At 71.6% G+C, this 15,772-nt stretch carries 10 protein-coding genes; 4 read left to right on the top strand and 6 right to left on the bottom strand.

Features of this window, described 5'->3' with window-relative positions; all coding sequences use genetic code 11:
• Positions 1–141 precede the first annotated feature (141 nt).
• Positions 142–603 carry a hypothetical protein gene (locus ACN261_RS29855; protein ID WP_363656116.1) on the bottom strand — a complete coding sequence of 154 codons (462 nt, stop codon included), beginning with the start codon at positions 601–603 and terminating at the stop codon, positions 142–144.
• Between the two features lie 621 nt (positions 604–1,224).
• Between ACN261_RS29855 and ACN261_RS29860 the strand changes: the two genes are divergently transcribed.
• The 4 genes from ACN261_RS29860 to ACN261_RS29875 all read left to right on the top strand — a co-directional run bounded on the left by ACN261_RS29860 (position 1,225) and on the right by ACN261_RS29875 (position 9,790).
• The gene (locus ACN261_RS29860) at positions 1,225–6,702 is read left to right on the top strand and encodes an amino acid adenylation domain-containing protein (protein ID WP_421483027.1); all 5,478 of its coding nucleotides are present in this window, start codon (positions 1,225–1,227) and stop codon (positions 6,700–6,702) included.
• Entirely contained in the window at positions 6,695–7,780 is a 1,086-nt protein-coding gene (locus tag ACN261_RS29865) for a saccharopine dehydrogenase (protein ID WP_421483028.1), read from the top strand. Before ACN261_RS29860 ends, ACN261_RS29865 begins: the two co-directional genes overlap by 8 nt.
• Before the next feature lie 51 nt (positions 7,781–7,831).
• On the top strand, positions 7,832–8,473 hold the full coding sequence (locus tag ACN261_RS29870; protein ID WP_363656110.1) for a TetR/AcrR family transcriptional regulator: 642 nt from the start codon (positions 7,832–7,834) through the stop codon (positions 8,471–8,473).
• A 117-nt stretch (positions 8,474–8,590) separates the two neighbouring features.
• On the top strand, positions 8,591–9,790 hold the full coding sequence (locus ACN261_RS29875) for a cytochrome P450 family protein (RefSeq protein ID WP_363656108.1): 1,200 nt from the start codon (positions 8,591–8,593) through the stop codon (positions 9,788–9,790).
• Between the two features lie 54 nt (positions 9,791–9,844).
• Here the strand turns inward: ACN261_RS29875 and ACN261_RS29880 are convergent, their stop codons facing one another.
• The 5 genes from ACN261_RS29880 to ACN261_RS29900 are packed head-to-tail and all read right to left on the bottom strand — an operon-like array spanning position 9,845 to position 15,771.
• Entirely contained in the window at positions 9,845–10,807 is a 963-nt protein-coding gene (locus ACN261_RS29880; RefSeq protein ID WP_421483029.1) for an alpha/beta fold hydrolase, read from the bottom strand.
• Positions 10,804–12,159, bottom strand: a complete 1,356-nt coding sequence (locus ACN261_RS29885; protein WP_425853413.1) for an NAD(P)/FAD-dependent oxidoreductase — start codon at positions 12,157–12,159, stop codon at positions 10,804–10,806. Before ACN261_RS29885 ends, ACN261_RS29880 begins: the two co-directional genes overlap by 4 nt.
• A gap of 23 nt (positions 12,160–12,182) precedes the next feature.
• Positions 12,183–12,743 (bottom strand): flavin reductase family protein, encoded by a 561-nt coding sequence (locus tag ACN261_RS29890; protein WP_363656102.1) that lies wholly within the window; start codon positions 12,741–12,743, stop codon positions 12,183–12,185.
• Positions 12,740–13,501: a thioesterase II family protein gene (locus ACN261_RS29895; RefSeq protein ID WP_363656100.1), complete on the bottom strand. Its 762-nt coding sequence runs from the start codon at positions 13,499–13,501 to the stop codon at positions 12,740–12,742. The genes ACN261_RS29890 and ACN261_RS29895 overlap by 4 nt, the downstream gene beginning before the upstream one ends.
• Positions 13,498–15,771 (bottom strand): beta-ketoacyl synthase N-terminal-like domain-containing protein, encoded by a 2,274-nt coding sequence (locus ACN261_RS29900; protein ID WP_425853414.1) that lies wholly within the window; start codon positions 15,769–15,771, stop codon positions 13,498–13,500. The genes ACN261_RS29895 and ACN261_RS29900 overlap by 4 nt, the downstream gene beginning before the upstream one ends.
• Position 15,772: the final 1 nt, after the last annotated feature.

Below are 15,772 nucleotides of genomic sequence, written 5' to 3' on the forward strand. Positions count from 1 at the left end.
TCCGGTCGGAGTTCCGACGTGTGGGTTGCGGCGGCCCGGTTCCACAACCACCGACGGTGGCGTTCCCGGGCGAACGGGCGGTGCAGGGCCAGCACCCTGGCCCTGCACCGCCCTGCTCTGCGCATTGGACGCTCGTTCAGGTCAGTAGTTGCACAACGGCACGCGGTAGTCCCGGTACGGGTAGGAGGAGACGCCGGTGTTGACGTACCAGTCGGAGACGTAACCCTCGCCGGATCCGTGCCGTGACGTGGCCGGATACAGGACGTAGTCCCAGTAGTAGTCGCCCTGCGGGCCGACGCCGTCGCCTGGATACTGACACACCAGCCGCACCCGCAGGTGCGCTTCGAGGGTGGCCTGCAGGGTGCACCACGATCCCGGCCACGCCTTCTTGGTGGGGTGGTAGCAGTCGCGCACGTTCACATCGGAGGACCCGATCGTCACGTCGACGTTGGCCATCGCCGCGGACGGCGCGACAGCGGCACCACCCAGCACGGCGAGCGCAAGGAACAGCCCGAGAAGCGAGCGGCGAGGCAGCCGCCGACGGGCCCGGGCCGTGACGTCGGGAGACAGGGTGTTGCGCTTCGGTGCGAGCCTTCTGATCACGTTCCGTACCTCCGTCAAGGTCATTGGCCGGCGGTGACCGGCGATGACCTGACCGTGGACCGCGGTCGGGCAGGCCACCAGGGCTGGCCGGGTTGTCCGGACAGGATCGGACGATGCGTCCGGTTGTCCGGACGAGTCCGTACACCGGTCTCCGTTGCCATCGACGACAGCCACCTGGGCAGGCCGATGCCCGGTCCTACCGTGACGGCACGCCGGACGCCGCCGAGGCCGGTCCCGGCAGCTCATCGGTGGGGAATCCGCTGTGAGACGCACCGACGAATCGACGAGCAGGCGTCCACCAGGGCCAGCCAGGCCGCGCTCGCCGATCGGTCCGGGCACGGTCTGGTCACGCCCGCTTGCAGCACAGGAATGGTCGCCACCCCGGGATCATGGGACATCGCAGTCCTGACCACGAACCCCGGGGACGGACGGGCTCCACGCCGATCCCGCACCCGGTCCGGTTTCCCTCTCACAGCCGCTATCAGCGCGGCATTGAGCAGTCGCGGGTTCGTGGTAGGTCCCCGAAGGATCGACCGCCGTCAGCGCTCGTCCAGAGTTTCACCAGTCACGTTTGGAATTCTGTAGCAGGTTCGTAACAGCGCGCATCCGGAAAGGGAGACCATGGGCGTTGCGGAAACGGTCGCGGCCCTGCGGGCGGCAGGCATGGTGCTGTACGCCGAGGGCGACAACCTGCGCTACCAGGCGTCGAAGAGCGTGGCCACCCCGGAACGGCTGCGCTGGCTACGCGACCACAAGCCCGAGGTCCTGGCGGTGCTGCGCGAGGACCGCGACGAGTACGGCGTCACTCTGGTCAGCGACCCTGAGCAGGCCGGTGAGCCGTTCCCACTGACCGAGGTGCAGGCGGCATACCTGCTCGGCCGTGGCGGCGCATTCGACTACGGTGGCGTGGCGTGCCACGGCTATCTCGAACTGGCTGTCCCACAGTGGCCGGTCGCCGAGGTCGAGGCCGCCTGGAACAGGCTGGTGGGCTCGCACGGCATGCTCCGGGCGACCATCGACGCCGAGGGGTTCCAACAGATCTCGGCGGAGGTTCCGCACTACCCGGTGCGGCACGAGGACCTCAGCGGCGCCGGTCCGGACACGGTGCGCGCCGCGCTCACCCGGATCCGTCAGCAGATGTCGCACCAGGTACGCCCTACCGACCGGTGGCCACTGTTCGACCTGCGCGCGACCACCACCCCCGACGGTCTGCTCCTGCACTTCTCGATCGATCTGTTGATCTGCGACTACAGCAGCTTCCGGCTGCTGCTCGACGAGTTGCGCAGGGAACTGACCGGCGACCGCGACGACATCACGCCCGCCGTCACCTTCCGCGACTACGTCCTGGCCACCCAGGGAATCCGGGAGACCGGACGCTACCAACGTGACCGTGAGTACTGGTTCGGCCGGGTCGACACCCTGCCGCCGGCCCCCGAGTTGCCGGTCCGCCCGGACGCGCTGCAGGCCCCTCCGCACTTCACGCGCCATGGCATCCGGCTCACCGAGGAACGCTGGCAGGCTCTGCACCGGCGGGTCACCGGCCTCGGCGTCACCGCCTCCTCCGCGGTGCTGGGCGCCTACGCGGAGACCATCGGCCGCTGGAGCCGCGACCCCCGGTTCACCCTGAGCCTCACCGTGCAGAACCGGTTGCCACTGCACCCGGACGTGCCACGGGTCATCGGCGACTTCAGCTCGGTCAGCCTGTTCGAGGTCGACACGACACCGCGGGCCAGCTTCGGCGAACGCCTCGTCACCCTGCACGCGCGGCTCTGGGAGGACCTCGAACACCGCCTGTGCGGCGGCGTCGAGGTGCTGCGTGAGATCGCGCGTCGCCGCGGCCGGGCAGCCGCCGCCATGCCGGTCGCGTTCACCAGCACGGTCAGCGGTGCGCCGACGCCCGGTGCCGGCCTGATGCCCGGCGCGCGACTGACCTATGGGATCAGCCAGACGCCCCAGGTCTGGATCGACTGCCAGATGATGGAGGAGGACGGCTGCCTGCTGCTGCACTGGGACGTCCGCGACGGCGTCCTGCCGGACGGCGTCGTCGCCGACATGTTCGCCGCCTTCACCGAGTTGTTGGAGCGTCTCACCGACGGCGAAGCCGCCGACGAGGTGGACCCGGTCGTCCTGCCTGCGCGGCAGCGGGACCTGGTCGCCGTCGTCAACGACACTGCCGAGCCCCGGGTACGGGGGGCGTTGCACGCGGAGTTCCTGGCCCGGGCACGCCGCGACCCGGGCCGGGTCGCCCTGATCGCCCCGGGGTGCACGCTGACCTACGGCGAGTTGCTCGCCCGCGCCGAGGCGGTGGCCCGGCGGTTGCGCGAGGCGGGTTGCGAGCCAGGTGACCGGGTCGGCGTCGTAGCACCCAAGGGCTGGGAGCAGGTGGTCGCCGTGCTGGGCATCCTGCTCGCCTCCGGCGCCTACCTGCCGGTCGACCTGGGCCAGCCGGCCCTGCGCCGCGACGCGATCCTGCGCGACGCCGGCGTTCGGCTCGTGACCACCACCTCGGCGCACGCCGTGCACCTGGCGTCCGCCGGTGTGGCCACGGTCGAGGTGGACCTGGTCGGGCAGCCGACCGAGCTGCCCGCAGGGACACCGCAGCCGGCCGCGACCGACCTCGCGTACGTCATCTACACCTCGGGTTCCACGGGGGCCCCCAAGGGCGTCATGATCAGTCATGAGGCGGCCCGCAACACTGTCGACGACATCAACCGGCGCTTCGGCGTCGACGCCGACGACCGGGTCATCGGGCTCGCGCAGCTCGGCTTCGACCTGTCCGTCTACGACATCTTCGGTCCCCTCTCGGTAGGCGGCGCCCTGGTACTCCCGCAGGCCGGGCGTCGCGGTGACCCCTCGCACTGGGCCGAGCTGATGGTCGCCGAGAGGGTCAGCGTGTGGAACTCGGTGCCTGCCCAGATGCAGCTGATGACCGAGTACCTCGCGGCGGCGACCGACCACGATCTCCACCGGCTGAGGTTGGTCATGCTCTCCGGTGACTGGATCCCGGTCACGCTGCCTGACGTCGTACGCCGCGTCGTTCCCACCGCCGAGGTCATCAGCCTGGGCGGGGCGACGGAGGCCTCCATCTGGTCCATCCACCATCGCATCGGCACGGTCGATCCGACGCAGCCGAGCATCCCGTACGGTCGGCCGCTGGCCAACCAGACCTTCCACGTGCTCGACGGCGCGCTGCGGGAGTGCCCGGAGCTGGTCGTCGGCGAACTCTACATCGGCGGCGTCGGCGTGGCCCTCGGCTACCTCAACGACGAGGCGCGCACGGCCGAACGGTTCCTCACCCACCCCGGCGACGGACGGCGGCTCTACCGCACCGGGGACCTCGGGCGGCGGCTCCCGGACGGTGGGATCGAGTTCCTGGGACGCGAGGACGGCCAGGTCAAGATCCGTGGACATCGCATCGAGGTCGCCGAGATCGAGGCGGCCCTGCTCACCCATCCCGCCGTGCGGGCAGCCGCGGTGATCCCCCACGACGACGAGGGTGGGCGGCGTCTCGCCGCGTTCGTGGAGCCCGGTGCGGCGACCCCGCCCCCGCTGCCCGCGGGCCTGCCCGAGACCATGATCGCGGCCGCCGAGGCACGGATCGGCGACGTCGACCAGGAGCAGGTCGCCGAGATGGTGGAGCTGCTGGACCGCGCGGCCCTGCAGTCGATCAGCCGGCTGCTGCTCGACTGCGGGCTCTTCGCCAATCCCTCGGCCCGCCACAGCGACCAGGAGATCATCGACACGGTCAAGGCGGCCGAGGCCAACCACTACCTGGTACGCCGCTGGCTCACCGCGCTGGAGCACGAGGGCCTCCTGCGGCGCGATCGGGACACCGGCCTCTACCACCACCTGACCCGGCCCGACGAGTCCGAGGTCCGGGCGCTGCGCGAACGGGTCGATGTGCTGGAGCCGGCTGTCCGCTGGGGCACCGAACTCCTGCGTTACCACCGGACCTCCGAGGAGCACCTGCAGGCACTGGTGCGCAACGACATCGATCTCAAGACGCTGCTCTTCCCGCAGGGGCGGCTCGAGACCGCGGAGGCCGCCTACCGGGACAACCTGATCAGCCGCCACAACAACGCAGCCGTCATCGCGGCGCTGCGCGTGATCGCCGCCGAGCGCACCGGTGGACCGATGCGGATCCTCGAGATCGGCGCCGGTGTGGGCGGCACCAGCACCGAGTTGATCCCTGCTCTCGACGGGCTCGACGTCGAGTACCTGTTCACCGACGTGTCGCACTTCTTCCTCAACGCGGCGGCCGAACGTTTCGCCGCCTACCCCTGGGTGCGCTTCGGCCTGTTCGACCTCAACCGTGACCACGCCGAGCAGCAGCTACCGGCCAACGGGTTCGACGTGATCCTGCTGGCCAACGTGCTGCACAACGCCGTGCACGCGGGACGAGCGCTGCACTCGCTGCGCGAGCTGGTACGGCCCGGCGGCTGGTTGGTCTTCATCGAGGCCACCCGCGACGCCTACCACGTGATGACCTCGATGGAGTTCAACGCCGGGCTCACCGGGTTCGAGGACGAGCGGCAGGAGACCGGTACGACGTTCGTGCCCCGGGACCGCTGGTTGTCCCTGCTCGGCGAGGCCGACGCCGAGGTCGTGGCCACCCTGCCGGCACCGGGCGACGCGCTTGGCCTGATCGGTCAGCACGTCTTCGTGTCCCGGTTCAAGGCCGACCGGGCAGCGGTGGAAGCCGACGAGCTCCGGCGTCACCTCGCCGAGCGGCTGCCCGACTACATGCTTCCCGCTCAGCTGCACGTCCTCGACCGGCTCCCGCTGACCGGCAACGCCAAGGTGGACCGCAACCAGCTCACCCGGTGGACAACCCGCGACGGGCGTCGTACGGCAACCTCGGCAGGCTCGGCCCTCGCCGACGACACCGAACGGCTGGTAGCCGACATCTGGTGCGGGATCCTGCCGATCACCGAGGTCAGCCGGGACATCGACTTCTTCGCCGCCGGCGGCGACTCGCTTCTCGTCGCCCAACTCGTCGGCCGCATCCGCGACCAGGTGCCGGCGTCCCGCGAGGTCGAATGGGACCACCTGCTGCGCCAGGTGCTCAACCGGCCAACGGTCGCCGACATCGCGGCCTACCTGCGTTCGCTCACGACGACCGGTCGGGCGCCCACCCGGTCGTCGCTGGTGTCCATCGGTGACCACCGCCGCAGCCCGGCGGACGGCAGCGGTCACGCTCTGCACGTTCTGGTACACGACGGCACCGGCACCCTGATCCCCTACCGCTCGCTCGCGCGGGAACTCGCCCCCCACGTGGCGCTCGCCGGGCTCGTGCTCGACGACGAGCAGGAGTATCTCGACAGCGACCCGCACACGCTGATCGGCACCCTGGCCCGGCGGCACGCCGCCACGCTGGCCGCGGCCGGCAACGAGCGGGTCCACCTGATCGGCTACTGCATGGGCGGTCTGCTCGTCACCGAGCTGGCCACCCGACTCGCCGCAGCCGGGGTGGACGTCGCCGCGACCACCATCGTCAGCAGCTACCGCGTGCCGTACCTGGTCGAGGACGACCTGCTGGCCGAGTACGTCTTCGCCAAGGTGATGCGCGCCGATCCGATCCGGCTGGGCTACCCCGCCGACGAGACCGAGACGCAGCGCGTCGTCGCGGGGGCGGTCGAGCGGTACGCCGGTCGGGTGCCGTCCGGCAGCATTCTCGAACAGTGCGTCGCCGGCAGTGTCCGCCCGGGGACCGTGGCGGCGTTCCAGCGCCTGGCCTCGATGTCGCCGGACGAGCGGCTCACCGCCATCGGGAAGGCCATGCCGGTCGCCGACACCGACCTGACCTCGCTGGACCGGCTCCGTCGCCAGCTCCGGATCGTCAAGCACAGCCTGGTGGCGGTCGCCTCGCACCAGCCCACCCCCTATGACGGCGATCTCACCTTCGTCCGGCAGAGCGGCGAGGCCCAGGTCTTTCCCGGCATGCACCGGGACATGAGCAGATACTGGCGTGACGTGTGCACCGGAGAGCTGCGCATCGTGGATGTGCCGGGCGACCACTTCACCTGCATGCGGTCGCCGAACGTGCCAGCCGTGGCCCAGGCCGTCCGCCTCGCCGTCGCCCGGGGGGAACATGCGTGAGCGTGCGCTGGTGGGCGTGCTCGGCGCCGCAGGCGCGGTCGGCACCGTCGCCAGGGCGTGCCTGCGCGACGCGGGTGGGGTGCGGATCAGGTCCGGCCATCGCCGTCCCGGCCCCGCCGCGGGTGAGGAGGTGGCAGTCGTGGACGCGGCCGATCCGGCCGCCGTACGGCGCTTCGCCGCCGGCTGCCACGTCGTCCTGGACTGCACCGCACCGGCGTACACGCTGATGGACCGGGTACGCCGGGCGGTGCTCGAGGCGGGCGCGGACTACGTGTCGGTGATGGACGACGGCTGCACGCAGGTGCCGCCCGAGGGTCGTACGGTCGTCCTGGCCGCAGGCGTCTCACCGGGGCTGTCGGGGATGCTGCCGCGGCTGCTGGCCGAGGGGCTTGTCGGGCCGATGCGCTTCACCGGTGCGTACGCGGGTCTCGGTGGCCTGACAGCCGGCGCCGCCGCCGACTACCTGCTGAGCCTGGACGCCGGGTACGGAACCCCCCTGGCCGTGTGGCGAGGACGGGAGGTGCCCCGGGCGCTGCGGGTCGACGACGACTACCGGATACCCACCGTCGAGCGGGCCCTGACCGGATACCCGTACCTGACGGCCGAACTGCGCCGGCAGGCACTCGTGCTGCCGTTGGCGCAGGCCGTGTGGTTCAACGCCTTCGACGGGCCGCACGTGCTCGCGACGACGAGCCGCCGACGCGGCACCAGGCTGGCGGACGCGGACGCGGTCGCCGAACTCGTCCGTGCCAGTCGGCTCGACGCCGCGGGGCGTCGCCCCTACCAGGTGCTGCACGGCGAACTCGACGGTCGGGCCCCCGACGGCACGCCGGTGCACCGCTCGGTGGTGATCCGCGGAAGCGACGGCTCGGCGCTGTCGGGCGTGGTCGCGGCCGAGGCGGTGCTCGCCCTGACCACCGGCCGGATCCCTCCCGGGGTCCGGTACGCCTCGGACGTCGTCGACTCGCGACGGCTCCTGGCGAGCCTTCAACACCGTCTGCCGGATACGGTGGTGCGGTTCACCGGGAACGTCCCCTGCTCCGAGGCGGTAACGCCGCAGGTCGAGGGCTTCCTGTAACCATAGGGGGTCCGGAGCCGTATGCAGTCTTCCTCGTCGCAGGGCGGTCGGATGGGGCGCCCTCCCCGCCTGTCCAGGGAGGCCATCGTCGCGGCGGCCGGACGCATCCTCAGTGAGGAGGGCGTCAAGAGTCTGTCGATGCGTCGTCTCGCCAAGGATCTGCAGAGCACTCCGATGGCGCTCTACCACCACGTGAAGGACAAGGACGAGCTGCTGCTCCTGCTGCTCGAGGCGCACGCCGTGCAGTTCCCCCGCACGGACATGCCGCCGGAGCCCCGGGAGCATCTGATCAAGGCGGCCCAGCTGCTGCACGACATCCTCGCCGAGTGCCCGTGGATCGTCGAGGTCCTCGCCTCCGACGATCTGATGGCGGTCTCCGCCCTGTGGATCGTCGAGAGCATCATCGACGGCGCCATCCGCTGCGGCATGACTCCCGAGCAGGCCGTCTACGCCTATCGGGTGATCTGGTACTACACCGCCGGCGAGCTGATGCTGCGGGTGGCCCGCGGGAAGCACTACTCCCAGCCGGACGCGGGAGCACACCGGGAGAAGGCGTTCGCCAACCTCGACGCCGCGCAGTTCCCTCGGCTGTCCTCACTCGCCGACCTGTGGCCGACGCTCACCTCCCGCAACATGCACCGGTCGGGCCTGATCGCGGTCATCGACGGGTTGCTGAGGCAGACGGTGGGCTGACCCGGACCCGGGGGCCCGCAGTCGTCCAGATTGCCTCCAGACGTTCTCATGATTGCCTTCCATAGCATATGGGTGGCGCCTGAGTTCCCATTCCCATGGAAATGTCCGGAGGAATTCGTGACCACCACCGCTGCCCTGGATCTCGCCGCGCTCGGCGAGGACTTCGCCCGCGACCCGTATCCCACCTACGCACGGCTGCGCGAGCAGGGCCCCGTCCACCGCGTCTGGATGCCGGAGGGCGCGGAGGTGTGGCTGGTCGTCGGCTATGACGAGGCTCGCGCGATGCTCAGCGACCCTCGGCTGTCCAAGCAGTGGCACTCCGCAGGTGAGTCGTTCCCGATCAAGAGTCCTTCGGGCAGCCACATGATGAACTCGGACCCGCCGCAGCACACCCGCCTGCGCCGCCTGGTCGCCAGCGAGTTCACGCCGCGCCGGGTGGAGGGGCTACGCGAACGGATCCAGCAGCTCACCGACGAACTGCTGGACGCCGTGTCGGCCAGGCCGGTCGACCGGTTCGACGTCATCGACGACTTCGCCTTCCCGTTGCCGATGGCGGTCATCTGTGAGCTGCTGGGGGTGCCCAACCTCGACCGCGAGGAGGTGCGCCGCTGGGCCGACGCCGCAGTCTCCTCGAGTGTGCCGGCCGAGCGGCAGGCCGCCGCCCGGGACGCCGCCCGGTTCATCGACGCGCTGATCGAGAAGAAGCGCGCCGATCCAGGGCCCGACCTGCTCAGCGCCCTGATCCGCACCACCGACACCGACGGCGACCGGCTCAGCGCCGACGAGTTGCGGGGCACGGTCTTCCTGCTGATCGTGGCCGGTCACGAGACCACCACCAACCTGATCGGCAACGGCCTCTACGCCCTGCTGGCCAACCCCGACCAGTTGGCGGCGCTGCGCGCCGATCCGGGGCTGCTCGACGCAGCGATCGAGGAGATGCTGCGCTACGACGGTCCGGTGGAGAGCGCGACGTTCCGCTTCGCCCTCGAAACCATCACCGTGGGCAATGTCAAGATCGCAGCCGGCGAGGCCGTCATGGTCGCCCTGAACTCGGCCAACCGGGACGCCGGCCGATTCGAGCAGCCCGACCGGTTCGACATCCGACGGGCCACCGCAGGCCACGTCGCGTTCGGCCACGGCATCCATCACTGCCTGGGCAACGCGCTGGCCCGCATGGAGGTCCGCATCGCGTTCGCGAGCCTGCTCCGACGCTTCCCACACCTGGAGCTCGACGCGCACCCGGCGGCGCTGGCCTGGCGGCACGGCATCCTGGTCCGCGGCCCGCACCACCTGCCCGTCCGGTTCACCAGAGCGTGACGCGGACCCGCTGCGCTGCCGCAGGCAGCGCAGCGGGCGCAACGCCCTCGTTGATCAGACCTCGGCGAAGAACCGCAGCAGCACCTCGGTGAGCTGCTCCGGCGCCTCCTGCTGGACCCAGTGGCCCGCGTCCGGGATGACGACGGTTCCCAGGTGACCGGGGGCGAGCGTGGCGACGGCGGCGTCCATCACCTCGACCCCTGCGAACGCCTTGTCGCGCTCGCCGATGACGAACAGCGCCGGCGAGGTCACGACCGCGCCGTCCCACGCGGCGGTCAACTCCCAGTTGCGGTCCAGATTGCGGTACCAGTTGAGGCCGCCGGTGAAGCCGGACTCCGTGAACGCCGCCACGTAGGCCGCGACGTCCGCCTCGGTCAGCCACGCCGGTAGCGCCTCGGGCGGCTCGGGCGCAAGATCGAGGAACCCGCCGCCGGGCGGCACAAGCGGCAGCGCCGGCCCACCGTCGGCCGGACGGCTTCCCGACGCGCCGAAGAGCATCCGACGGAACGTCGCGTCCAGGTCCTTACCGAACTCGGCCTCGGCCACACCGGGCGTCTCGAAGTAGTTCCAGTAGAACCGCCCGCCGAAGCGCTCCCGCGCCGCGCGCAGCGGCGGCACCGGCCCGCGCGGCGGCAATGGTGGCACGCTCACGCCCACCACGCCGCGCACGAGATCGGGCCGCACGGTGGCGACCGCCCAGGCGACCAGTGCGCCCCAGTCGTGGCCGACCACGAAAGCCTGCCGCTCGCCCAGTGCCCGGATGACGCCGACGACGTCGCCGACCAACTGCGGGAGCGTGTAGGCGTCCACCCCCTCGGGGCGGTCGCTGCTGCCGTACCCGCGCTGGTCCGGCGCGACCACCCGGTAGCCTGCGGCGGACAGGCCCGCCAACTGATGACGCCAGGAGTACCAGAATTCGGGAAACCCGTGCAACAGCACCACCAGGGGCCCGCTGCCCTGCTCGGCCACGTGCAGGCGGATGCCCCCGGCCAGTTCGATGTCGCGGTGTTCGGTCACTTGTCGGCCTCCAGTCGTTGTCTCTGATCCGGTCCACGGGCCGCCGCCCAGAGCAGCCGGGGCGTCAGCAGCGCCGAGACGGGTTTCGCCAGGGCGATGACGTTCACGAGCGCCCTGGCCACCTCGGGCCGGGTCGTCGCGACGTGCGTGATCCGGTCGGCATAACGGTTCTGGACGCGGCTGGCCGGTCCCGGGCGCGGGCCGAGGACCTGGGGGTGACGCCTGTCGTCGCTGACCGAGAGGTCCCAGGCGTCGCGGCTGCGGCGTCGGACGGCACGCTGGACCCGACGGGCCAGGCCGGGTGCGTTGCCCATCCGGTCGATCGCGGCGGCCAGCTCGGCCACCCCGAACGCCGCCACCGACATCCCGTGCGCGTGTGCCGGGTTCAGCACGGCCGCCGCGTCGCCGACCGTGACGAACCGTTCGGGCCAGACCGGCAGCGCCTCGAAGCGGGACCGGCGGTTGGCCAGGCCGCGGAAACCCCGGGCCGGACCGACCGGCTCGGCCTCGGCGAGCGCGTCGGCGATCCCCGGGTGCGGTAGCTGCTTGGCGAAGGCGAGGAACTCGTCGTCGCCCGTGGGCGGCTCCGAGCCGCGCATGCCGATCATGGTGGCGGTCATCAGGCCGTTCTCGATCGGCAGCAACACGCCACCGACCGCGTCGCCGGTGACATTGGCGATCATGACGATCGCCGGCGGTCGGCCACCGGACGACAGCCCGGCGTCGAAGATCCTGGTCACGTACGCCGTGCCCGCGTCGATCACCTCGTCGGGGACCTGGGGCAGGCCGAGGTCGTGCAGCCACGACGCCACCCGGCTCGAACGTCCGGTCGCGGCGACCACGAAGTCGGCGGTGACGGTACGCGACGCACCCGCCCCACGGCTGCGCAGCACCGCACCGGTGACCGCCGTCGGGCTGCCGAGCAGTCCGACCACGTCGTGCGCCGCGACCAGGTCGATGCGGTGCCGGCGCAGCACCCGGTCGCGCACCACCCGGTCGAGCAGGTCACGGCTGCAGCAGACCACGTACTCCTCGTGCGGCGCGTGGGGCAGCCAGCCGTACTTGGTCAGGAACGCGACCTCGGTGGGTGCCTTCAGGAAGTGCGCACCGGCGTCGCGCAGGTCGGCGAGCACGCCGGGCACCAGGTCCTCCATCGCCCGCGCACCCGCGCCCATCAGCAGGTGGGACTGACGTGCCTGCGGGATGCCCTTGCGCACGACGACATCGGCCGCGAGGTCGTCGCGGTCCACCAGGGTCACCTGGTCGAAGCGTCGGCTCAGCGCCGCAGCGGCAAGCGAACCGGCCAGTCCGGCACCGAGCACCAGGGCGTGCCGGGTAGGTCCTTCGGCCATCTCGTTCCTCTCTGGTTCCACGTTCAGGCGGGCGTGCTGTCATCGGGCCAGGAGGCGTAACGGCGCAGGCCGTACATCAGCGGCTGCTGGGTGCCGAGCGCGGTGACCTGGTCGACCCCGCCCATCACCACCGTGTGCGTGCCGACGACGTGGGTCGCCAGTACGGAGCAGTCGGCGACCGTGTGGGCGTCCGCCAGCAGGTGCGGCCCGGCTGTTCCGCCGCCGTGGTGCCACTCGACGCGGTCGAACCGGTCGGCCAGGCCGGAGGCGAACAACCGAGCCACCGGCAGCGCCCGCGCGTGCAACAGGTTCACCGCGAACCGGCCACTGCTCGCCACCGCCTCCCGGGTCGGGCTGTCCGAGCGCAGGCAGACCAGCAGCACCGGTGGATCCAGCGACACGCTGCACAGCGACGTGCAGGTCATGCCCCTGGGAACCGCCGGTGTTCCCAACGCGGTCACCACGCTGACCCCGGTCGGGAACGCTGCCATCAGCAGGCGCAGGTCGGTGGTCACGGGCGGCGGCTCGTCCAGCGTGCCGTAGCGCCCAGCGGGTGTCGACTCGGTATTCATCGGACCGCTCATCTCCCTTCGGTCAGCGCAAGCGCGCGGATCTCGGCGGTGATCGCCGTCCCGAGTTCCCGGAAACCGTCCCCCCGGAAGTAGAAGTGGCCGCCCCTGAACAGTCGCTGCCGGACCGGCGCGGTCGTCACGGCCGTCCAACCGCCGAGTTCCGGCAGGGGGGTGAGCGGGTCGTCCGTGCCCGCGAAGACGGTCAGCGGGACCGACAGGGGCCCACGCGTCGGGTCCGGGCGGTGTGCCGCCAGTACCCGTAGGTCGTAGCGCAGGAGGCCGAGGAAACGCCGCTGGAACTCCGGGACGCCGCCCAGCCCGTCGGGCAGCCCGCCGAGCGCCGCCAACGCTTCCAACAGCCGGTCGTCCGGCGTGTCCGCGGCGATCCCGGGCACCGACACGGACCGGCCCGGTGGCACCCTGCCGGAGACGCCCGCCCACAACGGTGGCGTGTCACGCCCACTCAACGCGTACGCCACCTCCACCGCGACGATGGCGCCGAGGCTGTGGCCGAAGAGCGCGTAGGGACCCCGGTGCGTCAGGTCGAGGACGTCTCCACGGAGAAGTTCGTAGAAGTCTGCCGGTGTGTCCGGCAGCCGTTCCCCCACCCGTTTGCCGCGCCCCGGCAGGTCGAGGATCAGCAGTTCCCACGCCTGCGGCAGCCACCGGGTGAGCGGGTGGTAGCCGGCCGCCGAGCCACCCGCGTGGTGGAAGACCACGAGGGTGAGTTCCGGGTCGGCCACCCTTCGGGGCCGCACGAAGAGGCTCATCGCGAATCGTCCGTGGCCCGCAGGGACACCGCGGCGGCGAGCCGCTCCAGGAAATCGGCGAGCGGCAGGTCGAGCGGCAGGTCTTCGGGCCGGACGCCCACCTCGTAGGCCTGCTCCACCCGCTGGATGAACAGCACCGAGGCGAACGAGTCGCCGCCACTGTCCAGCAAGGACCGGGATTCGTCGAGTTCCTCCGCCGCGAGCACCTCCCGCAGCCGTTCCGCCAGGTAGCGGTGCACGGCTGCACGGTCCCCGACACCGGGAGCGAGGTCCCCCGGCCGCTCCGGCACCGCCGGTGCCGCGATATCCGGCGTCGGCTCGTCCACCCAGAACCGTCGTCGCTGGAACGGATACGTCGGCAGGTCACCCACGTAGCGGTCGTGGGGCCGACGTAGGGCGTCGAAGCGCAGCTCGGCGCCGCCCTCGAAGAGGGCTGCCAGGGCGTTCAGGGTGGCCTCGCGGCTGTCCAGCGGGTAGCGCCGCCCCTCCCACCCGAGTTCCGCCGGACCGGTTGCATGCTCGACCGTGAACCGCACGCCGAGCGCGCTCAGCAGGGCCCGCGACGGGTCGGTGTCATCGGTGCGCAGCCGCACCGCCGCCGGTCCTGCCGCCGGCACGGCGGCCAGTGGTCGCCACAGCGCCTCCTCGATCCGGGCGGCCAGCTCGGGCCCGGTCGACGCCACCACGGCGATCCGGTACGCGAAGGTCGCCCGCCCGCACCGCAGCGTGTGGCAGATCGACGGGACCTCGGCAGGTCCCGCCTTGTTCAGGTGGCCACCGACCGACCGCGCCAGCGCGGTCAGCGCCGGTGCGGTCCGAGCCGAGAGGGTGAGCAGCTGCGGCTCCTCGACGGGGTCGGGCGCGGCGTCCCGGTCCGGTGGGCCGGCGGCGAGCACCGCGTGCACGTTCGTCCCGCTCATCCCGAACGAGTTGACCGCGGCCACGCGCTGCGGCAGGGCGACCGGCCACGGCTGGTTGGCGCGTGGCACCGTGAACGGCAGGCCGTCCCAGTCGACGTGCTCGTTGAGCGGACCGTCCTGCGGGTCCAGGGCCGCCGGGATCTCACCGTGCCGCAACATCAGCACGGTCTTCATCACCGCCGCGATCCCCGAGGCGGCCTCGAGGTGCCCGAGTCGGGCCTTGACACTGCCGATCGCCAGTGGCACGCCGCGCCGGCGGATACCCTCCCCCAACACCTCGGCGAGCGCGTACACCTCGATCGGGTCGCCGAGCGCGGTGCCGGTGCCGTGCGCCTCGACCCAGCCCAACTCGGCCGGGTCGGTGCCCGCGTCGCGCAGTGCGGCCCGCACGACCTCCTGCTGCGCCGGGCCACTCGGCGCGGTGAGTCCCGAGGACGCGCCGTCGGAGTTCATCGCCGTGCCACGGACCACGGCCAGGACCGGGCGCCGCTCCCGCTCGGCGTCGTCCAGGCGTTGCAGGACCAGCACGCCGACGCCCTCGCCGCGTCCGTACCCGTCGGCGCCGGCGAGAAACGACCGTGACCGGCCACCGGGCGACAGGGCCCGCGCCTGGCTGAGCGAGACCATCAGGTTGGCCGACAGCAGCAGGTTGCTGCCGCCGACCAGGGCGTACCGGCACTCGCCGGAGCGCAGCGCGCGAACCGCGAGGTGCAGCGCCGCCAGCGAGGATGAGCAGGCGGTGTCGACACTGAGCACAGGCCCCTTGAAGCCCATCACATAGCTGATCCGGCCGGCGCCGAAGCAGAGGCCACCGCCGGTGGTGTAGTAGGGGTCCACCCGGGTGGCGTCGCCCCGTTCGGCGAACCGCTCGTTGTATTCCGACGCCATGATGCCGAGGTACACCCCGACGTCGAGCCGGTCGGCGCGCCGCACCGCGATGCCCGCGCGCTCCAGCGCTTCCCACGCGGCCTCCAGCAGCATCCGCTGCTGGGGGTCGAGCAGCGACGCCTCCCGCTGCGAGATGCCGAAGAACTCGGCGTCAAAACCCGCCACGTCGTCGAGGAAGCCGGCCCGGTCCACGTAGGACCGTCCGGGACGACCCGGAACGGGGTCGTGAACCGCGCGCAGCCCCGGCCGGTCCGCCGGGATCTCGCGGGACGCGTCGCCGGGTCGGTGCAGCAGTTCCCAGTAGTCCTCCGGCGTGGTCACACCGCCGGGTAGGCGCAGTCCCATGCCGAGCACCGCGATCGGGATACGCGCCGCCGCTTCGAGCTCACCGATCCGTGCCTGCAACCGGCGCGACTTCTCCAGCTGCGTCGCCAACAGCCGGCGGATCTCCTGTTCGTCCATG

The sequence above is a fragment of the Micromonospora sp. WMMD723 genome (genome assembly GCF_049863385.1).
GTDB classification, from domain to species: domain Bacteria; phylum Actinomycetota; class Actinomycetes; order Mycobacteriales; family Micromonosporaceae; genus Micromonospora; species Micromonospora wenchangensis.